We start from the raw sequence: 23,638 nt of genomic DNA on the forward strand, positions 1-23,638 counted from the left end.
TTATTATTCAAACGCAAATTAGCCTTTCAAACCACTCGTGCTAATTCCTTCCACGATATAACGTTGGAAAATGAAGAAAATGATGACGATTGGCAGCAGACTAAGTGTGGTCATCGCAAACATGGCACCCCAGTTTGTTACTGCTTCCGGATCAGAGAAAAGTTTTAAAGCTAGCGACACCGGATACTTGGAAGGAGACTGAATATAGAGAAGAGGTGCCATAAAATCATCCCAACGCCAGTAGAAAGAGAAAATTGCTGCTGTCATCATTGCCGGCATGACAAGTGGAACAATGATTCTTGTAAAGATGGTAATGGTGTTACAACCATCAATTCTGGCAGCCTGATCCAATTCCTTAGGAATGGTTCTGATAAACTGCATAATCAAAAAGATGAAGAAAGGTACACCAAAAAATGTGGGCAGTATAAGCGGAAGATAAGTATCTATCCATCCAAACCAGTTGAACATGACATACTGCGGTATCATAATCATTTCAAATGGGAGCATCATGGTCATCATCATGATTGCAAACCACGTTTTTTTGAATTTAAAGTTGATACGGGCAAAACCGTATGCAATGAAGGTAGAAGAAAGAATGCTGCCGATTGTAGCTATAATGACTATAATGAAGGTGTTCTTATAAAAAGTGGCAAAGGAAATACCACCGAACCCCTCCCAACCTTGAACAAAGTTCGAAAAATGCCATTCATCCGGGAATATTTGATGGGCATTGACAAACACACTCGAACTTTCTTTAAAAGAACTGCCGACCATCCAAATGAGTGGATAAAGCATTATTAATGTAAAAAGAAGTAATAGGGTATGCTGAATGATCTTATTTCGAGCTTTCTTTTTTCTATAATCCATTTTCAATCCCTCCTCCTATCAATTATCGTCATAATGCACCCAGTGTTCGGAAGATTTAAATATTAATGCTGTAAAGCAAGCAATAATAAGAAGCATTACCCAAGCTAAAGCAGAAGCATATCCCATATCAAAAAACTGAAAAGCATTTTGATACATGTAAAGAATGTAAAGCAAGGTGCTGTTCATCGGGCCGCCCTGGGTTATGACAAAACTTGGTGTAAAGGCCATAAAACCTTGAATTGTCTGCATAACCGTATTAAATAGAATAACTGGTGTTAACAAAGGAAGCGTGATTTTGAAAAATTGCTGCAGCTTATGAGCTCCATCCACAGAGGATGCTTCATAGTAAGTTTTTGGAATGTTGCGCAACCCCGCCAGGAAAATAAGCATCGATGATCCGAACTGCCAGCCATATAGAACTACCAATGTCCAAATTGCTGTATCTGGGTCACCCAACCATGAATGTGTAGGTAATCCAAGCGTGGCTAATAATGAATTTAATGCCCCATCATTTCCAAACAATTGTCTCCACATAATAGATACACCAATGCTACCGCCTACAATGGAAGGAAGGTAAAGCATTGTCCTGTAAAAGCCAGCCATTTCTACTACCTTATTTAGAACTAAAGCTACTAGTAAAGCAAAAACCAGACGGATTGGCACTCCAGTTCCGGCGTAAAGGAAGGTAACTTTCATAGCTTGCCAGAACTGCGGATCCTGCGTAAACATTTCCTTATAATTGTCAATACCTGTCCATTGTGGTGTGCCTATTAGATTGAAATCCGTAAAAGAAAGATATAGAGAGTATAAGATAGGAAAAAGAGTCAACGCTAATGTCCCTATAATAAATGGAGAGATAAAAAGATATCCCATCTTATTATCATAACCATCTTGAACTTTCTTTCTTCTCTTCAACTTTGTAACAGGATTTGGTTTTTTATTACCTTTATATACGGGTCTCTCTTGCACCTCTTCCTGTATTTCTACATTTTTCAGTTCCATTCCCATCACCTCTTTCTGCTCCATTCATAATCAATAGGGAGATCCTGAACACCAACGTTGATCAGGATCCCGTCATTGTTATTCTGCTAGAATTGTCTCCGCTTTTTTTCTAAACTGTTTAGCACCTTCCTCTGGTGTCAGTTCACCGTACATAACCAACTCGTCAACATCTTCCAGAGCCTTTAGAACTTCACTCGCTGAAGACGGATAGTTCGTATCAGCCGGGGAACTATGCTCAGCTACATATTCTACATATTCATAAACCTGCTTATCTACGTCACTTAAACTAGGTTGTAATGCTTCCCGAATTTCAGGTTTAATTGGCACTCCTCGGTCGGAACCAATAACTTCAAATACCTCTACTGTGTTAGTGAAGAAGTTTATAAATTTAGCCGCTTCTTCTTTATGCTTAGAATTTTCACCGATAGACCATAACATGGAAGGTTTTAAGAACATTCCCTGGTCATTGTTTTCACCTGGCAATACTACCATTTCAAGTGGGTTACCGGCTGCTTCCGTCAATGCACCAACTTGATTAGACCAGTTAGTAGCATCAAGAGGAGTTTCTCCTCTGACAATCAATTCATCTTCCAACCCTTTAATCTGCTGGATAACATCGTATCCTGGAGCGACGCCCTCATCAATCATGTCTTTTGTCATGGTAAAGTAATCAATAAGTAATTGATCATCTTCATATCCAAGAGCTTTTCCATCTTCGCTGAACATTGCTTTACCTTTTTCTCTCAAGTAATAATCAAACATGTTGGCCGGCTCTACTAAACGTGTGCCGTATTGGCCTGTTTTTTCATGAATTTCTTTCGCGATGTTTTGATAATCTTCCCACGTCCAATCATTAGTAGGCGGCTCAACACCAGCCTCTTCAAATGTTTCAGGATTGTAAGTAGCAACAAGTGCATTAGTTCCAGTCGGTACGCCTACAAATGTTCCATCAACTTTCCCACTGTCAAGAACAGTTTCGCTTACACCTTCCAAGTCAATAGTTCCATCTTCTACGAATGGTGTAAGATCGGCTAGCAATCCCTGGGAAGCGTATTGGTTGATATATTCTCCAAAGTTTTGCTGCATGATATCAGGAAGGTTATTACCAGCTGCCTGAGCGGCCATCTTTTCAAAATAGCCGTCAAAGCCTGTAAATTCAGGTTGGATATCAATATTTGGATTTTGTTCTTCATATAACGCAATAATTTCATTAGTCATATCATGACGCGTTTGTGAACCCCACCAAGACATTCGCAATGTAATTTTGTCTCCATCTTCGCCTCCGTTTTTTTCATTTCCAGAAGCTTCTTCACTTGATCCTCCACTACATGCCGCCAAAAAAATCAGTGTGGCTACCGACAACAATAAAAACAAGTAATTCTTCACTGATTGAACCCTCCTTATTATTTGTTGAAAGCGTTTACAAATACAGTTTATACCACTTTTTTTGGTCTAGAAATAAAAAATGCAGAGGTGGATGTATAATAAACAGACTATTTAGACAAGCGGATATCCAGAAAGTCCCTTGTTTCAAATTAATAGGCTGTTTTCTAAAAGAACGGGGATTTTGTCAGTATAGTAAACAATTGACGATATTAGAATGCGATTTCAACTATATTATGTTAATATCTAATTGTCTGAAAATTAAATACTCAATTAGAGGACAATCTCAGTGTAGGAGGTAGATATTATGAAAATGAAAAAATATATCGGTGTTAAAAACATTAAGGGGAAAACGTCAAATTAATAGCGTTTCCCCACATTTGAGAGGGGAAAAATAGTTGAAACAAATATTGTTAATTATTGATGCCCAACAGGAATTAATTGAAGGGAATCAAGAAGAAAGTGCTGTATACAAAAAGGAACAACTTATCACAAATATCAATGCAGTGATTGATAAAGCGAATAATGTTAAGGTTCCTGTTGTCTTTGTAAGGGACTTGGAAGTTGCAGAAGGCATAGGCAAAGGTTTTCAAGTTCATGAAAAAATTAATGTACCGACAAATGCACGTTTCTTTGAAAAAACTGCAACGAATTCGTTTCATGGCACAGGACTTCTAAATTACTTAAAATCTCAAGAGATTGACCATGTAGTTGTAATGGGATGTGCCACCCAACATTGCATAGACAGTGCAGTTCGAACGGCGACTATTAATGGAATGGATGTCACCCTAGTTGGAGATGGACATTCAACATCAGACGGCGAAGCTTTAAGTGCAGAACAAATTATAAAGCATCATAATGAAACTCTTCATGGACATTACAATGTTGAACATTTTTCAATTGTCAGAAATACAGAAGAAGAGTTATTCTATCCAACACATAATTCATACAGGTGAAAATCAAAAGTAAAACTATATCCCAATTTCGTTTTTTTGATATTGGGATATTATCTTGGATAAGAAAATTATTAAGATAGAATGGATATAATTCAAGAACCTAACGTATGTGAAAGATTATACTTACGGGGGCGATTGTTTAATAAAAACCTAGAACCGGAATACCTATTATATATACAAATATCAACATTAAACTTTAACAGAGCAAGAAACAAAGCCCTCTGCCAGAAAGGAACCGCATGCTGTTTCTCTTTCTAACAAAGAGCTTTGTTTCTTTACAGCTATTTTGTACTCACTGTTGCCGTTCTGTCCTGTAATTGATGGACAGTCACGTCACCCCAGCTTAAATCTTCCACTTTATATTTTTCCATGAGCTCAGGATCCAATTCTACGCCCAATCCTTTTACCCCTCTGTCCGGGATATGTAAATAGCCATCCTGGTATTGGATTTTATGCTTAACGACATCACTTACATAGAGTTCCGGACCAGTTGGATCGGAAGTATAATTCAAGTTTACCAGTGTACTGCCAAGTTGTGCCATGGCAGCTGTCCCAATCGATAATTCCTGAGTAGTTCCCATTAAGCATGACTTTCCAGCGACTTCTGCTGCGTGGGCGGCTTTTCTGGCTGCCGTTATACCTCCGATAAAGACAGGTGAAATATTAAAGATATCCACTGAATTATGCTTGATCATCTCATATTGCTGCCTGGTGCTCCACACATGTTCGCTGATTGGCTCGTCGACTCTTTTCCGGAAATCCAGCAGGCCTTCGAAATCGTTGGCAAGTGCAGGACTTTCAATCAGTTGAAAATCATACTTTGACAGTCTCTTTACTGCTCGCAGGGCATCTTTCCAATCTAGCAAATGGCTGAAATCCAATGATTTAATCGTCACTTTCGAACCAAATTCCCGTTGAACGCCATCCAAAAAGGCTTCATCCGCATCAAGATTCTTGCCGACATACAACCTGAAAACATCGAACCCCTGTTCCAGACGCTTTCTTACTATTGCTAAATTCTCATCTACCTCTGACATAAAGCGATGGCGGAAAATAGGATAGCAAACTTTGATTTTGTTTCTTACCAGCCCGCCAATTAAGTCTGCAACAGAAATACCAAGAAATTTAGCATTTAGATCATGCAGTGCCGCATCAACTCCGTTTCTGATAACACTTCCTTTTTCATAATAATACATAGCTTCCGGAAAATTCCCTGACAGTTCCTGATTAATGGATGAGACATCGAATGGATTTCTGCCAACTAAGATAGATTTCAATACATTGGTCAAATCCTTTATATCCGGTGCATACCGCGGTAAATGGGAAAAGTCGGACATTTCACCAATCCCTGTGATGCCTTCATCCGAGAAAAGCTCCACAATGACATGCTTATTGACAAAACCTGTATGTCGCGGCACTCCGATTACTGTTAACTGAAGATCCGTTATTTTCATTATTTATCTATCCTTTCTTTTCCTTAATTTAATAAGGCTTTTCTCGTAATCTGTCATGTAGTCTGTAGTTTTAATCCCCATGCTTCTATCAACTCTGCCACAGCCTGCTTATCCTGCATATCAAGCTCTCCAACAGGTTCTCGTGTTACACCTGCTCGCAGTCCCAGTCGTTCCATTGCTTCTTTAACCACTACGACGTTATTGCCGCTGTTATATTTTGCTCTTAGATTTTCAAAGGGTAGAATCTCCTTCCAAATCTTCCATACTTGATCTGTTTGCCCTGCTTCTAAGGCATGTAACAGTTCAAAAGATTTTTCCGGGTATACATTTACCATACCGGAAGTGAAGCCCTTTGCTCCTGCCTGATAAAAGAAAGGAGCCCATTTTTCGGCAGTGCCACAAATCCAAGTGATATGGTGAGCAGGGTCAATCGACTGAACCGTCGCTGCAAACCTTGGTAGATCGTTCACTGCATATTTTACTGCCACTAATTGTTCTAAAGGAGCCAGTTCTGAGAGGAGATTGTCACTTAAGTGAGGATCTTTGAAGTAGATAATAGATGGTAGATTGATGGATTGAATAACATTTTTAAAATATTCGACAGCGCCGGTGTTTGTTATATATGGGTGAATAGGCATGTGGATCATCACTCCGTCAGCACCGGCTTGTTTGGCGTGGTTCCCCAGCTCAATGGCCGTGTCGACTGCATAACCAATACCAGCTATGACAGAAGCTCTCCCGGCTGTATATTCTACTACTCTGCTGATTTCTTCTTTTGCTTCTGCCAGGGTGAGCGAATAGAATTCACTGGTGTTGCCGCAGGGAACGATCACTTTTACTCCTTTGTTAATTAGAAATTCGACATTTGCCTTCACTCCCTCCCAGTCAACCGCCTTTGTTGCCTTATTAAACGGGGTAACAGTTATACCTGAAATTGTCTCTAACCTTTTACTGAATTCTGCATAATTCATCTTACGAACCTCCTCTATTTCGTTTTCCTGCTAAACGCTTTCTGTTTGTTGAGAATAAACAGCATTAATCCTTAATGATGAATCTCCCCCTCTTTGAACAGGTCTCTGTTTATCCATACATTTGGCTGTTTTCCATTCTTGACTCTGATAATTTCTTCAGCTGGTATCATTGCCATTCGGATCATCGCTTCTTTTGTATGAGCGGCCATATGAGGAGTTACGACGACATTTTCCAATTCCCAGAGCGGATGGTTAGGAAGTGGGGGTTCTTTTTCAAAACAGTCCAGTGCAGCTCCAGCAAGCGATTTGGAAACCAATGCATCGTAAAGGGCTTGTTCATCGACCAGACCCCCTCTGGCTGCATTGATTAGATAAGCGGAAGATTTCATAAGCTTGAGCTTGTATGTATGGATAAAGTGATGAAGTTCGGGGCTATACGGCAAATGCAAAGACACATAATCTGCTCTCCGAAGGACCTCTTCAACGGTAGAAACCATTTCAATAAAGTCCTGTTCCGGACGATTAATATTCGGGTCAAAAGCAATCACTTTCATGCCCAGTCCTAAGGCACACTTTTGTGCAACAAGTTTACCTATGTTTCCACAACCAATTAATCCAACTGTTTTGCCGAGCAGTTCATTTCCAATAAAGTAGTTTCTCGTTGCAAAATCCCCTCTTCGTAAAGCTTTATCAGCGGCAGGTATAAAATGGGAAACAGCAATCATCAGACCTAAGACATGTTCGGCGACAGAGTGAATGTTTGCCGTCGGTGCATTACACACATAAATTCCCCGTTCAGAGGCAGCTGCAATATTAACGTTATCCAAGCCAACTCCATGTCTGGCAATTACTTTCAATTTGTCAGCGCTTTCAATTATTTGCCGGGTAATTCTTGCAGTTCTTACTAAAATAGCATCACAATCTTGCACAGCTTTTATCAGCGTATGCTCGTCTGTCCCGTCAGCATGAACAGCTTCACAGCCAGCTGCTTGTAAACAACGTATTCCTTCCTCTGCCACTGGCTGAGGAAGCAATACTTTAAAACGCTCCATCGTTTATCCCTCCATTATCCGCCCCAGATTTTTGTGTTAACACATCCTCCGCTGTTCTCATAATATGCTGCTTCATAAGCTTCTCGGCCAGATCACCATCTTTTGCTTTAATCGCTTCGAATATTTTATGGTGTTCGGTGTATCCATCATCGATCTCCTTTTCCTGCTCCAATGCCCTTTTTCGAAAAGCTTTATCAAAACTGGCCACATTCGTTAAAATACGGGAAATCATCGGAGCTGCAGCAGCCTCCCGGATCATATCATGAAAAGTGGTGTTTTCTTCCACTAATCGCTCCACTTCCTGGTTATTGCGCAATGTTTCCATTTTATTTAGTTGATGTTCAAGAGCCGTCAGCTGGGTATTGGTTATTTTCATTGCAGCCAGCTTGGCGTTCAGCCCTTCTACGACTGCTCTCAACAACTGAACTTCATGAATGCTCACATCTGCCAGCTCGGAAACAAAGGTTCCCTTCCTCGGAACCGTGACCACTAATCCCTCGTGTCCCAAGATACGGAAAGCTTCTTTAATAGGGGTGGTACTGACACCCATAGCTTCAGAAAGTTCTCGTTCTTTCAGATGATCACCTGGCTGGAAATGACCGGAAACAATCGCTTCTCTTAAAGATGTGACCACGATGTCACGCAGTGATTGTATATTTTCCGGCTTGATAGCCAGCCATTCAGCTGGTTTGCTTAATTCTTGTTTCTTACCTGTCTTCACATCCAGCCCTCCCTGGTATCTGATATATCAGATATTACTTTATTTTAAAGAGAAAGTAAATAAATTTATTGAAAAATTCAGAAATATATATTAAAAAAGAGAATCCTTAACCTCAAGGATCCTCTTCTAACTGAATAAAATCACCGATAGAAACGTTAACGCATCAGTGCTCCCCCATTGACCTCGATCGTTTCTCCTGTGACATAACTGCTTAAATCTGAAACTAAGTACAGAACAGCTCCACTCACATCAGCCGGATTACCTTCTCGCTTAATCGGCGTGCTCTCCACTGTTTTTTGACGATCAGTACTCGGAGTAAATGTATCATGGAACTTTGTTTCTCCGATCAGTCCTGGTGACACGTTATTCACTCTGACATTGTCAGCAGATACTTCTTTTGCAAGACCTTTGGTAAAGGTCATTAACCCTGCTTTGGATGCTGCGTAAGGAACCGCTCCCCGTCCCCCGCCATTTTGAGCTGCAAGCGACGTCATATTAACAATACTGCCTCCATGCTCCTTCATTTTCGGCAACACAGCCTGGGTTACCAAAAAAGCACTTGTTAGGTTTAAATCAATTATTTCATGCCACAGTTCTTCACTTGTTTCTTCTATTAAAGTCCGCTTCACCAGATTGCCGGCATTGTTGATTAAAATGTCAATGCGACCATTAAAGAAGTCAGCAGCCTGATCCACCAAAGAAGTTATATCCTCCTTTTTTAACACATCAGCCTGAATTGCTATCGAGTCTACTTCCTGCTTTTTTACTAGTGCAACCGTTTCTGTGGCTCCTTCCTCATTGCTGCCATAATGAACCGCTACATTCGCTCCGGCCTTTGCCAAATCAATCGCGATTTGCCGTCCAATTCCGCCTCCTGCTCCTGTTACGAGTGCATTTTTTCCCTGTAAGTTTATTTGCATCCTATTCCTCCTGCCCTAATAATGATTTAATTGCAGAAAACGCTTTCAAAGACTATACTAGCGGTAGTTTTTAGAAAATACAATAATTAATATCAAATAAATAATCTATTTAAAAAAGTGATAAAATCATTATGAGCGGTTTTATATGGCGAAGAGGATACATAAACACCAATAGTTTTGGCTAAATTAGCCTACCATTTTTTAGTATTAATTCGCTTTTTAGAATCTAACCAGGAGGGAATTAACATGTATTCAGATGTCTTATTAAAACTAAAGAAAAAAAATATACTATTGTTTTCCCGTGACAGTCCTTGCTTGCATGATTTGATCCAGTTAATTGAATTACAAAATCACCGGACTCTGGTGATGTGGGCATTGGATTGTGCGAAACTCCCTTTAAAACAATTTGAAGCTAATTATCCCAATGAACAGAGACCCAGAATTTGTCTGGAACTGTGTGAGGACTGGGCAAGGGGCAAAATCAAAATGTCAGAAGCAAAACAGGCTATATTGGGTTCACATGCTATGACAAAAGAAATCGATGATAGTGTGCACGCTGCTTTATGTCATGCGATTGGTCACGCCGGAGCTACTGTGCATGTAGAAACACATGCTATCGGCTTACCAATCTATGAATTGACAGCAATTGTGCGAAAATACGAAGGAGACAATTTTGCTCAACCAGTAAGTGAAAAGATAGATTATTATTACAACCGCCTGCTATACTGGCAAGAAAGCACGGATAAACTTGAACTTGACTGGGCGAATTTTCTCTTAAATGACAACAAACCTAATAAGGAAAAATTATTAAATCAAAAAAATAAAACAAGAAGACGATGAATGGCTATTTAGGTATGTAGATTTAATAATGTCTTTCTAATAAGAGGAAGTCTTTCGTTTTCTTTATGGATATGTCATTCTCCTTTGTAAATTCCAGCAGTTTTCCGGTGACGCTAGTTGGTTTGTAATGATTGAGGTATATATTTTGACCTTTCTTCACATAAATGACTGCACTTTTCGTTGCCCAGCTAATTCTCTGGAATTTAACCAATTTTATTTGATAAGGGTAAATCACCCTTTTGCGGATAGGCATCCTGAGGAAATAGGATTTATATATAATAGAATTGTTGTCCAGCTTGATTTTCTTAGTTACAAAGAAGTTTGCTATTAAGTAAATGAAAAGAATAAAGATTATTTTCCTCCACCATCACGAACAAAAACCAAACCATTAACAAAAGCAATAAGATTCGATTTGGTTTAGAAGTAAAAATCATACAATTCCCCCCTATATAATATCCTATCGTGATACGCCAATATCCTTGTTACTTCGGTTTTTCACTTCTTCCATCTTGGCATAAAAACTTGCCTCTAAATCTACCTCAAAGTAATTGGCCAGCTTGGTTATATAGGCAATGCAGTCAGCAAACTCTTTACCGAGATCTTCCTTGATCATTGCTTTCGCCTTCTCAAAAGCTTCCGATTCATCCATCCCTTCTCCTATCGCCCTGTTTGTTTGGTTAAAGGACTTCCGCAATTCCTCCGCTACTTCTGCGACTTCCGTGGTCAACAGCATATAGTTGTTTAGCAAAGAAGCTCTCGTATCCTGGTAACTGGCCGTACTGATTTCCCAGCCCATTTCTTTTTGGAACTCCTGCGCGAATGTTTGTAGGTTTTTCATATCATTTCTCCTATCATCATTTTATTAATTGCTATTAACGATTTTAATCATACTCATCTGACTCTTATTAAGAAACCTGACAGGGGCAACACTGGTGCCTAGCCCGCTATCGATATAAAGATATTGATTTTGCTCCATTTCAAATGTTCCTTGATCCAGTTTCGGAAAAAGTCCTTGATCTGGCGCGACAAGTGCGCCGATAAACGGTAGTCTCACCTGTCCCCCATGGGTATGGCCGCTTAATGTTAAATCGGCAGGAACGTTCTCATATTTATCGACAACACCCGGTGAATGGGACAACAATATGGTATATCTTTCTTTGTTGATGTTTTTAAACGCTTCCTCTATATTCTCGTGACTTGTAGAAACATCATCAACTCCGGCTAAATTAAGCGTCACCTTGCCAACGGAGACTTCGGTGTTTTTATTGTTTAATAAGGTTATATTTCGTTCTTGCAGACCCTTAATAAATTCCTCTGTCCCGGTATTTCCCCACTCATGGTTTCCAGACACAAAAAAAACTTTGTCATTGATAACCGTTAATTTCTCGACAAACTCAAATACATGCTGGAAACTTTCCGTATCTCTATCAATGAGATCGCCCGTGAGCACAATTATATCTGCATTTAACCTTTTCACTGTATCGAGTAACGTTTCATTATCGGCGTCAAAGACTTTATTATGTAAGTCACTGATTTGCAACACGGTAATCTCGGCATTTTTCGGAAGTTTAGTAGATTTAAACTCTACGGTTTTAACTTTGAAATCATTTGTGTCTAAGTAGACTTTGGATGATAGTGCAGCGATTACAAGGATAATCGATAACCACAGAAGCTTTTTTTTCATTTTATACCACCTAACATAGACTCATTGAAGATGACTTTTTCTTCTCTCAAGCATCACGTAAATTGCAATAGATTACGTTCTTGAAGTAAACTATTTATATAGAGTATATCACTTTCATGAACCCAACATAGTATCATCCCCAATACCAATCTTATCTAAAAGCTACTTCTTTTTTCACTTGTTCTATCGTCAATATTTTTTGCATACGTGATCGAAACCTGAAACTTTTGCTCCACCAGACCGTAAATAGTTATAAGGATAAAGTTAGGAGTCGATAAAACATGTATAAGTTTCTAACAGTAGTCATTGGACTATTAATCGCCATTCCTGTTATGTCGATGATATGGCTGGCTAGTTTCTTTGCATTTGATCTATCTTTTTGGTATTCATCAGGCCTTTCGCTGCTGGGAGCCGTCCTGGCCTATTGGGTAGTGTCTGTATCTATTTTTCACCGATTTCTCAAGAAGAATCAGTTGAACAGGAAAGAATACCGTTATATCCGTAAAAATCTGACAGATGCCAAACGAAAGATCCACCGTATGCAGAAAGCTCTTTTTTCCATTCGTGAAATGGCCTTTTTAAAAGAGATTTTTGAGTTAATCCGTGTAATCAGGAAAATACAACAAGTTACAAAGAAAGAGCCGAGGCGGTTCTATCAAGGAGAGAAATTTTATTTTTCCCATTTGGATTCAGCAGTCGAATTAACGGAAAAGTATGTCCTTCTTTATTCGCAGCCTAAAAAGAACAGCGAGATGGAAAAAACGCTTTATGAGACACGGCATACTATAGGCGAGATGAAAACCACCATCGAAAAGGATTTATATCACATTCTTTCTAATGATATAGAGCAACTTCAATTCGAAATAGATTTTACGAAGTACACAACTGAAGCGAAGAGATATTAAATACCTGAAGGAAAGGTTGGGTTATGATGAACAACAATGGAGCACTTAAGAATGATGACCGTAATTTAATGGATGATTTGCTGGCAAATCCTTTTGGAGATCGGGATGAAATTACCGAGACACGAATAAAAGAAGAAAAGTCGACAGACCTTATCGATGTGCTGCCGGAAGAAGATAGAGAGAAAGCACGTATGCTTGCAACGCAGATTGATCCTAAAGACCACGAAGCAATCATCTCTTACGGCACACAGGCCCAGACAAAATTGTTGACCTTTTCCCATTCGATGCTTGACCATGTCCAAAAAAAGGATGTCGGTGAAGTTGGACAAGTAATCGGTGATTTAATGAAGAAATTCAACGAGATGAACCCTGACGACTTGAAACCGGAGAAACAAAACGCGATTAAACGGTTATTTGGCAAGCTGACCAACTCCGTGCAGGAAGTCATTTCGAAGTACCAAAAAACCGGTGCGCAAATCGACCGGATAAGTGTCAAGCTCGAACGCAATAAAGATATCCTGCTATCTGACATATCCATGCTGGAACAACTATATGAAAATAACCATGAATACTTTAAAGGGCTGAATGTCTACATTGCGGCAGGCGAGCTTAAACTGGAGGAACTCCAGGAACAGGAAATCCCTGCTTTGAGGAAAGCCGCTGAATCTGCCAATGACCAAATGAAGTTCCAGGAAGTAAATGATCTCATTCAATTTGCCGACCGCCTGGAAAAAAGACTTCATGATCTGAAACTAAGCCGACAAATCACCATCCAAAGTGCACCGCAAATTAGATTGATCCAAAATACGAACCAGGTGCTGGTGGAGAAAATCCAGTCGTCTATCTTAACGGCAATTCCATTATGGAAAAATCAAGTGGCGATAGCCCTGACCATGTTCCGCCAACAGCATGCTGTCGAAGCACAGAAACAGGTTTCCAAAACGACCAATGACCTATTGCTGAAAAATGCCGAAATGTTAAAAACAAACACCGTCGAAACGGCAAAACTAAACGAGCGTGGTCTTGTCGATATTGATACACTGAAGAAAACGCAGGAGAACTTAGTCTCCACCCTTGAAGAAGTGCTGCAGATACAGGACGACGGGCGAAAAAAACGCCTGGAGGCTGAGCAGGAAATCAGCACAATGGAGAACGAGTTAAAGCAAAAGCTGTTGCATATAAAAGAAAGATAAAGTGGCCGTTCATTCTTGTTAACAGCGGCAGGCACTAAAAAGTAAAGGCTTCTGTTTATCAAGTACAAAATTCCAAATAGCATGAAGACAATAGCCGTTGTCTTCATGCTATTTCCTATGTGAGTTTGATTGTTACCTCCGATGCTTACTTTTTTAAACTGACGAGCAGATTTATTTCATAGCATTAATAAATTGGCGGATATTTAATAACAGGGGTGAGGGTGTGAGCAAAGCACTGATAAAACAGATTCCTTTAATAAGTAATTGTAAAAAAGTTACTGAAATCAAAAAAGGGTTTTCCTCAGATGAAAAATATCTAATACATATGCATGATTGTAACGATAATCTACTACTTCAAATGTTTAACTTAGAAGAGTTGGAATTAAAGAAAGTTGAATACTCTATTTTGAAAAGGATGCAAGATTATCAAGTTGCTTGTTCAAAGCCAATTTCACTTGGTGAAGTAGGAAGTCGTGGGTATATGATTACATCTTACATAGAGGGTAAGGATGCTGAGGACGAAATCTCTAAATACTCAGACCAAGAACAATTTAATATTGGATTTAAAGCGGGAAGAGAATTAAGAAAAATGCACCAATTAGCCGCTCCAGACCATATCCCTTCGTGGTATTCAAGGAAACTTGAAAAGCATAGGAAATATATTAATGCTTACTTAAAATGTGAGATTAAGGTTGAAAATGACCAAAAAATAATGTGTTTTATTGATCAGAATATTCATCTCATGAAACAACGTCCCAACTTATTTCAACATGATGATTTTCACCTTGCAAATATCATTGTGAATAATAAAAAATTTGCTGGAGTTATAGATTTTAACAGGTTCGATTGGGGAGATCCATTTCATGAGTTTCTAAAGATAGGAATTTTTAGCCGGGGAGTAAGCATTCCTTTCTCAATAGGACAAATCAGAGGTTACTTTAATAATCAAGAACCTGATGAAGCTTTTTGGAGATTGTATTCACTTTACATGGCAATGTGCGTTTTCTCTACTGTGGTATGGACTTTAAATACTATTCCAGACAACATGAATAAAATGTTGGATAAAGTGTACATGTATTTAGAAGATCATGATTACTTTAACAGAATAAAACCTGATTGGTATAAATAGAATCTATCTTAGTAAAGGCAGTAACGGGTGGTGATTATTTATTAAGTGTGGTTACTCTTTAACTACAAGCTGCAGTGTTGAAGAAATTCATAAACAATAATTAGAAATTTTGGAGGTTAATTTAATGAATATAAGAAAACCAAGTGAACTAGAAATGGAAAGGATATTGGAATTATCACCACAAGCGATATTCGAGGGCACGTTAGGTGAAGTGAAACCAACAATTGAAAAGGCAAAACAACTGGTGGAACCTCTCTTAAAGAAAGATAGTTATTATTTAATTTCAATAGAAAACAATAAGTTGATGGGTTGGATTCTTATAGGTGGTAGTAAAGACCAGTTTTCTAATAGGACAATTGGTTTCATTTATGAATTATTTGTTTTAGATGAATATAGAGGAAAAGGTATTTCAAAACAATTGATTAACACCGCAGTTGAACAACTCAAACAAGAAGGATATTCAGAAATCCGTTTAAGTGTATTTGAAGGAAATAAAGCAATCAAACTATATGAAAATCTAGGGTTTGAAACCAGGACAATCAGTATGAGTATGCATATATAGCTTTTTTCTTATTTCATTATCGGGTGCGTTAGTGAATAAAATAATAAAAAAACACTCAGAAATTAAAAAATTTAGAGCATTTTTCAAAAAAGAAAGTTGCCTTTTCTAGTGTCTGTACTTTTTTTAATCAATGTTCCTTTTATCTGTATATTGGTCTCTGCATTCATCGATCTTCCGCATTAAATATTCATTTTGCTTCAGTACAACATTCATTTTTTTGTTCATACTAATCAGGCTCCGAAATAGAAAAGCGGATCCAATGACTGCCAGCATGAATAAGATTGTAGGGAATCCCATTGCACATACACTCCCGTATAATTTATCGCAACATCGAAAATGTTATCGAAATATAGCATAAAAGTAAAGATGCTCATGTCCATCCCCTATCCATGCAACCCTTACAGTTTAGTCCTTAAATCCCATAGTTCCGGAAAAAATCGCTGATCAAGTACTTTCTTCAAATAATTCACCCCGGATGATCCGCCTGTACCTACTTTGAACCCGATGATCCTCTCGACTGTTTTCATATGCCTGAAGCGCCATTGTTGAAAGCGGTCTTCGATATCTACCAGCTTTTCTCCAAGCTCATACAAATACCAATATTTATGGGTATTCTTATAAACTTCTATCCAGGCTGCTTCAACCGTTTCATCAGCCTGGTACGATTTTGTGAAATCACGGTTTAGAACATCCTCCGAAATGTGAAAACCAGCCCGGCTTAATGCTTGTATGGATGCATCATAGATGCTCGTATCACGATATGCTGCCTCGAGTTCTTTCAAGAGGTCCGTGTCTTTTTCGTAGATTTTCAGAATGAAAGCTGACTTATAACCCAGTGCGAATTCTATCAATCTGTATTGATATGACTGAAAGCCTGAAGCACTTCCCAATGAATCCCTGAATTCTAGATATTCAGCCGGGGTCAACGTCGACAAGACATCCCATGCTTGGATGATTTGCAGTTGAATCTCGGACACACGGGCCAGCTTCTTAAAACTGACGGATAGGTCCCCTGTTTCAATGGCTTGTTTGGCAGCCTGGAGTTCATGAAGGGTCAACTTCATCCACAGCTCACTGACCTGGTGGATGATAATGAACAGCATCTCGTCATGGTGACCGGAAAGTCTCTGTTGACCGGAAAGGATATTATCCAATTTCAGGTAGTCTCCATAAGTCATCTTCTCTTTGAAGTTTGTCTCAATGTTCTTTTCATCCCCTGTAGGGTTTGTCATCCTATTACACCCCTTTCGCCGTTCACAAGCTTCCGTATAGCCGCACGGACCGGACTTCCATCCGCCCCTTTGATCGGAAGCGGCAGTGCAGCCAGTTCATAAGCACCTGATGCTACATTATCCAAGACGATATTTTCCAAGATATATATGCCATGCTGATGAAGTTGATTGTGGATAGGCAGGTTTTTACTATCAAGCATGTCAACGGATGGTACATCCACGCCGATCAGTACGATCTCTTTTTCTTGTAAGTAATCGACTGCTTCTATTGTTAAACATGCTACCTCGTCCGGAAATATGTCCGGGGTACCGTTCGATACCGTTTTAAACAGAATACGCTGCGCTCCTTCAAGAGGATGACGTTGTAGAAATTCTTTGCTGATCTGCTTATGACCGGCAGCATTGATGACAAGACACGGGCCAATAAATACGTTAATATCCAAGTCTAGGATTTTTGCTCCATCGTTTTGAAAATGAAATGGCGCATCAACGTGTGTGCCTGTATGCAGACTTGTCGTTATTTTCCCGATATTGACCGAGCCTGTCTCCTCTTTTGAAAAGGTTAGCTCATAGGAGAACGGTGTATCCCCGGGCCAGTGGGCAATCCCGGCATGAAGGGGCTGAGAGATGTCTATCCACTTAGGGTCGTTCATGGAACTTTCTCCTTTCTAGGCAATCACGCCACGCTCATTTTTGTATTGCTTGTATGTTTCCTCATTCATAATCTTCTTGAGTGCCTGGACGGTTTTCCATATATCATGGAAGGAATTGTAAAGGGCGACAGGGCCGATACGGATGAAGTCAGGTGCCCTGAAATCCGGGATAATTCCTTCTGCTTTCAACGCTTTACAAATACTTGCGGCATACGGATGTTCCAACAGCAGATGGCCACCGCGTTTTTCATGTGTTAACGGACTGGCAATTTGAAATTGGTAGTCTCTTAGTTCATGATTGACCAGCTCAATCAGATAATCTGTTAGCATGAGCGATTTTTGTCTTACCTTGTCTATCCCGGCTTCATTAAACATCGCTAGTGATCCAATAAGCGGCGCCATACTTAACACATGCGGAGTCCCAATCTCATATGCACCTGCATCTATATCAGGTGTAAGGTCATGGCTCATGTCAAACTGCACATCTTTTCTCGAACTGAACCAGCCGGCAAGTCCTGGTTCCCGGCCGAATTGCCTGCGGTTCACATACAGCCCTCCGACCGCTCCCGGTCCTCCGTTCAAATGTTTATACGTGCACCACACCGCAAAATCGACATCCCAATCGTCTAGCTGGTGGGGGACAGACCCGATTGAATGGCATAAATCAAAGCCGATCACAATGTTGCGCTTGTGGGCTTCAGCTGTGACCTTTTCCATGTCTATTAATTGCCCGCTCCGGTACAGGACGCTCGGCAGAAAAATGAGTGCAACATCTTCTGTCATGCTTGCGATGATCTGCTCTTCCACAAGCATGCCTTCCCGGCTTTGGACTTTCACCAGTGCATCGGCCGGGTCTTGGCCTTGTAATTTCAACTGACTTTTCAATGCGTAAATATCTGACGGGAACGTCGCATCATCCGCCAAGATTTTATATTTACCGGCTGTCGGTTGATAAAAAGTCGACACCAACTGATGGATGTTTGTCGTCGTGGAACCGGTGACTAGCACCTCTTCTTTCTTGGCACCAATTAACGGAGCCGTCATCGCACCTAATTGCTGGGCCATATAGAACCACGGGGTTTCTCCGCTCGTCCAGCCGTCGATTCCATATTTTTTCCAATCATTCAATACGTCCAACAGGGCTTGTTCAGCTCGTCTGGAAAGCAATCCAAGGGAATTTCCATCCAAATAAATGGTGTCCTGCTGGATATAGAATTCCTCTCGAAAGGACTGTAACGGATCTTGAACATCCAGTTTGTTCGCGTAACTGGCCGTATAATTGTTTATCTGCATAAATCCCCCTCCATCTGTTTGTTTTTTTGGAACTTATTGTTAAACTCATGATAACACAAACCGATACTCCACCAATTACATGTTCTGATGGTGCTTGCTTATTCAAGCCTAATATTACATAAAAAAACCTATCCCCTTTCACTATAAATAAAAGGGATAGGTTTTCATTTATTTTCGTAATGGTGAAAGTGAACCGACTTGCCACCATTTCTCTTACACTTCTTCACCTAGACTTTCGCCATTTGTTTCGATTACCTGCTTATACCAATCGAAGCTTTTCTTCTTGCTGCGATTAAACGTGCCGTTCCCCTCGTTATCTCGATCCACATAAATATACCCATAACGTTTCTTCATTTCGCCAGTAGATGCACTCACGATATCGATTGGACCCCAGCTTGTATATCCGATTATTTCCACACCGTCTTTAATTGCTTCCAACATTTCTTTAAAATGTTCTCTTAAATACTCTATACGGTAATCATCATGAATGCTTCCATCTTCTTCAGGTGTATCTACAGCACCAAGTCCATTTTCCACCACGAACAATGGTTTCTGGTAACGATCCCATAGTTGGTTTGCAGTAATCCTCAGTCCTTTGGGATCAATGGTCCAACCCCACTCGGACACTTTTGTGTATGGATTTTTAACAGAACCGAACACATTTCCAGATGTTTGATTTTTTAATACTTCCGGATCTGTACTGGCACATCTGCTTGAATAGTAGCTGAATCCAATGTAATCAACCGTATTTTCTTTTAATAATTCCAGATCCCCGTCTTGCATTTTTATATCAAGGTTATTTTCCTCAAAGAAGCGTTTAGCATATCCAGGATATTCTCCACGTGACTGAACATCGATAAAGAAGAATGATTCCCTGTCTTTATCCATTCCTTTCCAGATGTCCTCAGGGTTGGAAGAATACGGGTAATTCATCCCGGCAGCCAGCATACAGCCGATTTGTGCTTCAGGCGTGATTTCACGAGCAGCCTGCACGGCTTTGGCACTTGCCAGTAATTGATGGTGTGCTGCTTGATAGAGCACCTGGTTTCTGTCTTCATCTTCCTTTAATACGATTCCTGCCCCCATGAATGGAAGGTGCAGTAACATGTTGATTTCATTGAACGTCATCCAATACTTCACTTTATTTTTGTATCGTTCGAAAATCGTTCTTGAAAATTTCTCGAACAGATCTACAAGTCTACGACTCTTCCAACTGCCAAAACGCTCAATCAATGATACAGGCACATCAAAATGTGCTATCGTAACGACAGGCTCTATACCGTATTTATGAAGTTCATCAAATACATTATCGTAAAATTTCAGTCCGGCTTCATTCGGCTGTTCGTCATCACCGTTCGGAAAAATTCTTGCCCAGGATATAGATAATCGAAAAGACTTGAATCCCATTTCTGCAAATAAGGCAATATCTTCTTTATAACGATGATAAAAATTTATGGCTTCATGGCTTGGATAGAAATCCTCCTCATTCGGCTTTAAAGAGTCAATCTTCCCTTCCATGATCGCTCTTCTTTTGTTGGAGCGAGGAAGAAGGTCGACATTCGTCATCCCTTTTCCATCCTCTAAATATCCGCCTTCCGCCTGGTTGGCAGCAATTGCTCCTCCCCATAAAAATCCTTCTGGAAATCTCATATCATTTGTCATATTATTACCTCCTGTAGTTCATTCATTGCAAAATATTATCCTGCGATTGCTTTTACTTTTTTGGTAACGATTAATACATCTTGTTTTTTCACATTTTGATCCTGAGTCATCACAATCTCTTCATAGTCTTTACTATTTGTTACGATCACAGGTGTAACGACAGAGTATCCTTCTTTCTCAATATTCTCTATGTCAAACTCCACTAACAAGTCGCCGGCATTTACTTTATCACCTTGTTTCACATGTGCAGCAAAGTGTTTTCCATTTAACTGCACGGTATCGACTCCGATATGAATCAATATTTCTGTGCCTTTATCGGATGTAATGCCAATTGCATGCTTCGTTTCGAATATGGTGGAAATTACACCTGTTACAGGAGAAGTCACACGCCCTTCTGTAGGATTTATTCCTATCCCTTTGCCCATCGCTTCTGAAGCAAATACCTGATCGGGAACATTTGTTAAGGATACGATTTCACCACTTACTGGGCTTAAAACTTCCTCATCTTGTACATTCTTTCTGACTTCACGGTTTTCTTCCTGCTTTGTTTCTTCTCCGGCAACCGGATTTTTTTGCTCTTTTCTGTTAACGCTGCCAAACAGTAAAGTCAAAACAAAGGCCAATACAAAAGCCACTGCGATGGAGACCATCATACCCCAGAATCCGCCGTTAATGCCTTCTTCCGGATGGATGAAAGTTGGAATCTTGAAGACCCCAAGCGGTCCTGCACTATAAAGCGCTGCACCTGTTAATGCAATGATTGCTCCACCGACAGCGGAAGCGATACAACTTATAATGAATGGTTTTTTAAGTGGTAAGGTGATTCCATAGATACCTGGTTCGGTTACACCGAAAAATGCCGAAATGAATGCTGGTAGACTTAATGTTTTTAGTTTTTTGTTTCTAGTTTTGATCCAGACGCCTAAAATTGCACCCGTTTGGGCGAATGATGCTGCAAAAGTCATCGCAATCAGCATGTCTGAACCTGACACCGCCAAGTTATTGTAGTAGATTGGGATAAGGCCCCAATGGACGCCGAAAATGACGAATACCTGCCAAAAGCCGCCGATGACTATGCCTGCCAGAAGCGGAGCTGCCTGGTACAGGGAATCTACTCCTTGTCCAATGGATTGTGCTAACCATGTAGCGATTGGACCAATAATTAAGAATGTCAACGGAACAATAACTAGTAAAGTCAAAAATGGTACAAAGAACGATTTGATAACTCCTGGGACAACTTTTGTAAAGAATTTCTCTAGTTTAGCTCCAAAATATGTCGCAAAGATTATTGGCACCACAGATGATGTATAACTCATTAGAATAACTGGTATTCCAAGGAACGTAATCTGGATATCCGACTCGAACATCGTGCCACCGAATAGTGTCCTGATCGTTTCACCTGAACTGATGTCTGCAAGACTAGGATGAACCAATGCTGCTGCGATTGCCATGCCCAAGAACGGAGTACCGCCGAACTTCTTCATTGCTGTATAGCCAAGGAAAATTGGCAGGAACGTGAAGAAGCCGTCTCCGATTGCGTTTAAAAGCTGGTAAGTTCCGCTTGTGTTCTCCAGCCATCCCAATGCTACGAAAAGGGAATTGAAACCTTTGATAATACCTGTTGCCATTAATAGCGGCAAGACTGGAATGAAGATATTCGAGATAATATCAACGAAGCTGCTGAACAAACCCTTCTTCTCGTTATCCTCTTCTTCGACTTGATTCCGGGACTCAAACCCGCCTTCTGAGATAACCTCTTTATAAACATCCGGAACATGGTTGCCGATAACGACTTGATACTGTCCGGCACTCTGTCGAACTGTCACGACACCATCATGTTTTTCCAAGGCTGTTTTGTCCGCTTTTCCCTCATCTTTCAGCCGAAAACGGAGTCTTGTAACACAATGGCTGACACTGTTAACGTTTTCTTTTCCTCCGACTAACTCTAGTATTTCTTTTGCCAGTTTGTTGTAACTCATTTGAAACACCTCCAAATAGTTTTAAAGTTTTCTGGTCTTATCAAACAAAAAAACCTAAACCATTAATAGATACAACACTCCAAGAGCAAAAGAAACTACTCCCTGAGCAAAGTTATATCCATTAATGATTTAGGTTTTGCCTGCTTGACCAGTAACAATCCTAAAAAATTAAGGTTGATATATATTTAGTTTTCTAACTTGAGTCAAATATAGCACTTGGAAAAATAAATGTCAACGCTTTCTGAAACCGTTTTATAAAAAATCTTCCCTGCTTTGATAGAGAATAGTTATCTACTAGTCACACGCTCAATATGGATAGTCAGATATAGTTTTTCTTCATTCGACAAGCGGTATCCATACTCTTTCTCGATGTAAACTTCGATTTTGTTTGTACATTCAAAAGACTTCGGATTCTTCTGTTTGACCATTTCATAAAGATAGTCGTCCTGATCTTGCAGGTTTGTTTCACTCATCAATCGCTGGGCAAAGAATTTAAGATGGGTGATAAATCGAAAGTAATTTAGTGATTCTTCATTGAATTCCATGGCGAAATGGTATTTTACGATATTTAGAATGTCTTGTATGATTTTCGTTATTTGGTTGATATTCGAAACATTTTCATTTAACTCCGCATTCAAGATGTGCATGGCGATGAATCCTGCTTCATCTTCCTCCAATGCTACATCCAGTTTTTCTTCGATCATTTTAACCGCTTCCAAACCGATGGCATATTCATCTTTGTATAGTTTCTTTATTTCCCATAACAAACCATTTTTGACGCTTTGATTCTCTTTTTTCCTTTCGATTGCAAAATTTACGTGATCAGTTAGGGCGACATAAATAATATCGTTTAATTCTTTGTTGTATTCCGTTTTGGCCACTTGTATTATCTTCTCTACTACTTCCATTGTTTCTATCGGAACTTCTCTTAACAAGGTTTTGAATTGATCCGAAATATCTTTGTTATCAAGCGTGAAAATCTTTTCTATTTTGCTTTTATCTACATTGTCGCCTGATTTTTTCTGAAAACCAACACCCCTCCCCATAATGACCAGTTCTTTTTCCTGATGATTGATAACACTAATGACATTATTGTTGATTACTTTGTTTATAACCATATGGCAATCCCCTTTCTATGTATTCGCTGACATGATTCACATTATATATTAGCTTCATTTGT

23 protein-coding genes are annotated in these 23,638 nt (G+C 39.7%); 6 read left to right on the plus strand and 17 right to left on the minus strand.

From position 1 onward, the window contains the following. Positions 1 to 18: 18 nt before the first annotated feature. From CZ434_RS07255 to CZ434_RS07265, 3 genes are all read right to left on the minus strand, one after another. Complete coding sequence (locus tag CZ434_RS07255; protein WP_077622511.1) at positions 19 to 867, minus strand: carbohydrate ABC transporter permease; 849 nt, start codon at positions 865 to 867, stop codon at positions 19 to 21. An 18-nt stretch (positions 868 to 885) separates the two neighbouring features. Further along, positions 886 to 1,740 carry a carbohydrate ABC transporter permease gene (locus tag CZ434_RS07260; protein WP_245831061.1) on the minus strand — a complete coding sequence of 285 codons (855 nt, stop codon included), beginning with the start codon at positions 1,738 to 1,740 and terminating at the stop codon, positions 886 to 888. A gap of 207 nt (positions 1,741 to 1,947) precedes the next feature. Next, complete coding sequence (locus CZ434_RS07265) at positions 1,948 to 3,255, minus strand: ABC transporter substrate-binding protein (RefSeq protein WP_077622513.1); 1,308 nt, start codon at positions 3,253 to 3,255, stop codon at positions 1,948 to 1,950. A 395-nt stretch (positions 3,256 to 3,650) separates the two neighbouring features. Here CZ434_RS07265 and CZ434_RS07270 point away from each other — a divergent pair, with 395 nt between their 5' ends. Then, positions 3,651 to 4,208, plus strand: coding sequence for a cysteine hydrolase family protein (locus tag CZ434_RS07270; protein WP_077622514.1), 558 nt, complete (start codon positions 3,651 to 3,653; stop codon positions 4,206 to 4,208). 281 nt (positions 4,209 to 4,489) lie between these two features. Here the strand turns inward: CZ434_RS07270 and CZ434_RS07275 are convergent, their stop codons facing one another. The 5 genes from CZ434_RS07275 to CZ434_RS07295 form a co-directional block, all read right to left on the minus strand. Further along, positions 4,490 to 5,662 (minus strand): mandelate racemase/muconate lactonizing enzyme family protein, encoded by a 1,173-nt coding sequence (locus CZ434_RS07275; protein ID WP_077622515.1) that lies wholly within the window; start codon positions 5,660 to 5,662, stop codon positions 4,490 to 4,492. Between the two features lie 53 nt (positions 5,663 to 5,715). Further along, positions 5,716 to 6,633 carry a dihydrodipicolinate synthase family protein gene (locus CZ434_RS07280; RefSeq protein ID WP_077622516.1) on the minus strand — a complete coding sequence of 306 codons (918 nt, stop codon included), beginning with the start codon at positions 6,631 to 6,633 and terminating at the stop codon, positions 5,716 to 5,718. Positions 6,634 to 6,704: 71 nt separating this feature from the next. Further along, a complete protein-coding gene (locus tag CZ434_RS07285) occupies positions 6,705 to 7,685 on the minus strand; it encodes a hydroxyacid dehydrogenase (protein ID WP_077622517.1) in 981 nt (326 codons plus the stop codon). Continuing rightward, on the minus strand, positions 7,672 to 8,406 hold the full coding sequence (locus CZ434_RS07290; RefSeq protein WP_077622518.1) for a GntR family transcriptional regulator: 735 nt from the start codon (positions 8,404 to 8,406) through the stop codon (positions 7,672 to 7,674). The genes CZ434_RS07285 and CZ434_RS07290 overlap by 14 nt, the downstream gene beginning before the upstream one ends. A gap of 155 nt (positions 8,407 to 8,561) precedes the next feature. Next, positions 8,562 to 9,326 (minus strand): SDR family NAD(P)-dependent oxidoreductase, encoded by a 765-nt coding sequence (locus CZ434_RS07295; RefSeq protein WP_077622519.1) that lies wholly within the window; start codon positions 9,324 to 9,326, stop codon positions 8,562 to 8,564. A 246-nt stretch (positions 9,327 to 9,572) separates the two neighbouring features. Here CZ434_RS07295 and CZ434_RS07300 point away from each other — a divergent pair, with 246 nt between their 5' ends. After that, positions 9,573 to 10,166, plus strand: a complete 594-nt coding sequence (locus CZ434_RS07300; protein ID WP_077622520.1) for a putative immunity protein — start codon at positions 9,573 to 9,575, stop codon at positions 10,164 to 10,166. 457 nt (positions 10,167 to 10,623) lie between these two features. Here the strand turns inward: CZ434_RS07300 and CZ434_RS07310 are convergent, their stop codons facing one another. Continuing rightward, a complete protein-coding gene (locus CZ434_RS07310) occupies positions 10,624 to 11,004 on the minus strand; it encodes a MazG-like family protein (RefSeq protein WP_077622522.1) in 381 nt (126 codons plus the stop codon). A gap of 24 nt (positions 11,005 to 11,028) precedes the next feature. After that, positions 11,029 to 11,850 (minus strand): metallophosphoesterase, encoded by an 822-nt coding sequence (locus tag CZ434_RS07315; RefSeq protein WP_077622523.1) that lies wholly within the window; start codon positions 11,848 to 11,850, stop codon positions 11,029 to 11,031. Positions 11,851 to 12,131: 281 nt separating this feature from the next. Here CZ434_RS07315 and CZ434_RS07320 point away from each other — a divergent pair, with 281 nt between their 5' ends. The 4 genes from CZ434_RS07320 (at position 12,132) to CZ434_RS07335 (ending at position 15,639) form a co-directional block, all read left to right on the plus strand. After that, a complete protein-coding gene (locus CZ434_RS07320) occupies positions 12,132 to 12,755 on the plus strand; it encodes a 5-bromo-4-chloroindolyl phosphate hydrolysis family protein (protein ID WP_077622524.1) in 624 nt (207 codons plus the stop codon). A 23-nt stretch (positions 12,756 to 12,778) separates the two neighbouring features. After that, positions 12,779 to 13,948 carry a toxic anion resistance protein gene (locus CZ434_RS07325; RefSeq protein ID WP_077622525.1) on the plus strand — a complete coding sequence of 390 codons (1,170 nt, stop codon included), beginning with the start codon at positions 12,779 to 12,781 and terminating at the stop codon, positions 13,946 to 13,948. Between the two features lie 223 nt (positions 13,949 to 14,171). After that, positions 14,172 to 15,077: an aminoglycoside phosphotransferase family protein gene (locus CZ434_RS07330; RefSeq protein WP_077622526.1), complete on the plus strand. Its 906-nt coding sequence runs from the start codon at positions 14,172 to 14,174 to the stop codon at positions 15,075 to 15,077. 124 nt (positions 15,078 to 15,201) lie between these two features. Beyond that, the gene (locus CZ434_RS07335) at positions 15,202 to 15,639 is read left to right on the plus strand and encodes a GNAT family N-acetyltransferase (protein WP_077622527.1); all 438 of its coding nucleotides are present in this window, start codon (positions 15,202 to 15,204) and stop codon (positions 15,637 to 15,639) included. Between the two features lie 123 nt (positions 15,640 to 15,762). Here the strand turns inward: CZ434_RS07335 and CZ434_RS22030 are convergent, their stop codons facing one another. The 7 genes from CZ434_RS22030 to licT all read right to left on the minus strand — a co-directional run bounded on the left by CZ434_RS22030 (position 15,763) and on the right by licT (position 23,576). Next, positions 15,763 to 15,936, minus strand: coding sequence for a hypothetical protein (locus CZ434_RS22030; RefSeq protein ID WP_179107203.1), 174 nt, complete (start codon positions 15,934 to 15,936; stop codon positions 15,763 to 15,765). A 101-nt stretch (positions 15,937 to 16,037) separates the two neighbouring features. Further along, positions 16,038 to 16,871, minus strand: a complete 834-nt coding sequence (gene kynA / locus CZ434_RS07340; RefSeq protein WP_077622528.1) for a tryptophan 2,3-dioxygenase — start codon at positions 16,869 to 16,871, stop codon at positions 16,038 to 16,040. Then, on the minus strand, positions 16,868 to 17,524 hold the full coding sequence (kynB, locus tag CZ434_RS07345) for an arylformamidase (protein ID WP_077622529.1): 657 nt from the start codon (positions 17,522 to 17,524) through the stop codon (positions 16,868 to 16,870). Before kynB ends, kynA begins: the two co-directional genes overlap by 4 nt. 15 nt (positions 17,525 to 17,539) lie before the next feature. After that, complete coding sequence (kynU, locus tag CZ434_RS07350) at positions 17,540 to 18,817, minus strand: kynureninase (protein WP_077622530.1); 1,278 nt, start codon at positions 18,815 to 18,817, stop codon at positions 17,540 to 17,542. A gap of 213 nt (positions 18,818 to 19,030) precedes the next feature. After that, the gene (locus tag CZ434_RS07355) at positions 19,031 to 20,479 is read right to left on the minus strand and encodes a 6-phospho-beta-glucosidase (RefSeq protein ID WP_281252249.1); all 1,449 of its coding nucleotides are present in this window, start codon (positions 20,477 to 20,479) and stop codon (positions 19,031 to 19,033) included. Between the two features lie 35 nt (positions 20,480 to 20,514). Further along, the gene (locus tag CZ434_RS07360) at positions 20,515 to 22,458 is read right to left on the minus strand and encodes a beta-glucoside-specific PTS transporter subunit IIABC (protein ID WP_077622531.1); all 1,944 of its coding nucleotides are present in this window, start codon (positions 22,456 to 22,458) and stop codon (positions 20,515 to 20,517) included. A 287-nt stretch (positions 22,459 to 22,745) separates the two neighbouring features. After that, complete coding sequence (licT, locus tag CZ434_RS07365) at positions 22,746 to 23,576, minus strand: BglG family transcription antiterminator LicT (RefSeq protein WP_077622532.1); 831 nt, start codon at positions 23,574 to 23,576, stop codon at positions 22,746 to 22,748. Positions 23,577 to 23,638 lie beyond the last annotated feature (62 nt).

Source organism: Sediminibacillus massiliensis (genome assembly GCF_900156915.1).
Lineage (GTDB): Bacteria > Bacillota > Bacilli > Bacillales > Amphibacillaceae > Sediminibacillus_A > Sediminibacillus_A massiliensis.

What these genes read in the sequence shown, in the direction of transcription:
- CZ434_RS07255 (WP_077622511.1), bottom strand. Translation starts at nt 867, where the DNA reads ATGGATTATAGAAAAAAGAAAGCTCGAAATAAGATCATTCAGCATACC.
- CZ434_RS07260 (WP_245831061.1), bottom strand. Translation starts at nt 1,740, where the DNA reads ATGGGATATCTTTTTATCTCTCCATTTATTATAGGGACATTAGCGTTG.
- CZ434_RS07275 (WP_077622515.1), bottom strand. Translation starts at nt 5,662, where the DNA reads ATGAAAATAACGGATCTTCAGTTAACAGTAATCGGAGTGCCGCGACAT.
- CZ434_RS07280 (WP_077622516.1), bottom strand. Translation starts at nt 6,633, where the DNA reads ATGAATTATGCAGAATTCAGTAAAAGGTTAGAGACAATTTCAGGTATA.
- CZ434_RS07285 (WP_077622517.1), bottom strand. Translation starts at nt 7,685, where the DNA reads ATGGAGCGTTTTAAAGTATTGCTTCCTCAGCCAGTGGCAGAGGAAGGA.
- CZ434_RS07295 (WP_077622519.1), bottom strand. Translation starts at nt 9,326, where the DNA reads ATGCAAATAAACTTACAGGGAAAAAATGCACTCGTAACAGGAGCAGGA.
- CZ434_RS07300 (WP_077622520.1), top strand. Translation starts at nt 9,573, where the DNA reads ATGTATTCAGATGTCTTATTAAAACTAAAGAAAAAAAATATACTATTG.
- CZ434_RS07310 (WP_077622522.1), bottom strand. Translation starts at nt 11,004, where the DNA reads ATGAAAAACCTACAAACATTCGCGCAGGAGTTCCAAAAAGAAATGGGC.
- CZ434_RS07315 (WP_077622523.1), bottom strand. Translation starts at nt 11,850, where the DNA reads ATGAAAAAAAAGCTTCTGTGGTTATCGATTATCCTTGTAATCGCTGCA.
- CZ434_RS07320 (WP_077622524.1), top strand. Translation starts at nt 12,132, where the DNA reads ATGTATAAGTTTCTAACAGTAGTCATTGGACTATTAATCGCCATTCCT.
- CZ434_RS07325 (WP_077622525.1), top strand. Translation starts at nt 12,779, where the DNA reads ATGATGAACAACAATGGAGCACTTAAGAATGATGACCGTAATTTAATG.
- CZ434_RS07335 (WP_077622527.1), top strand. Translation starts at nt 15,202, where the DNA reads ATGAATATAAGAAAACCAAGTGAACTAGAAATGGAAAGGATATTGGAA.
- CZ434_RS22030 (WP_179107203.1), bottom strand. Translation starts at nt 15,936, where the DNA reads ATGGGATTCCCTACAATCTTATTCATGCTGGCAGTCATTGGATCCGCT.
- kynA (WP_077622528.1), bottom strand. Translation starts at nt 16,871, where the DNA reads ATGACAAACCCTACAGGGGATGAAAAGAACATTGAGACAAACTTCAAA.
- kynB (WP_077622529.1), bottom strand. Translation starts at nt 17,524, where the DNA reads ATGAACGACCCTAAGTGGATAGACATCTCTCAGCCCCTTCATGCCGGG.
- kynU (WP_077622530.1), bottom strand. Translation starts at nt 18,817, where the DNA reads ATGCAGATAAACAATTATACGGCCAGTTACGCGAACAAACTGGATGTT.
- CZ434_RS07355 (WP_281252249.1), bottom strand. Translation starts at nt 20,479, where the DNA reads ATGACAAATGATATGAGATTTCCAGAAGGATTTTTATGGGGAGGAGCA.
- CZ434_RS07360 (WP_077622531.1), bottom strand. Translation starts at nt 22,458, where the DNA reads ATGAGTTACAACAAACTGGCAAAAGAAATACTAGAGTTAGTCGGAGGA.
- licT (WP_077622532.1), bottom strand. Translation starts at nt 23,576, where the DNA reads ATGGTTATAAACAAAGTAATCAACAATAATGTCATTAGTGTTATCAAT.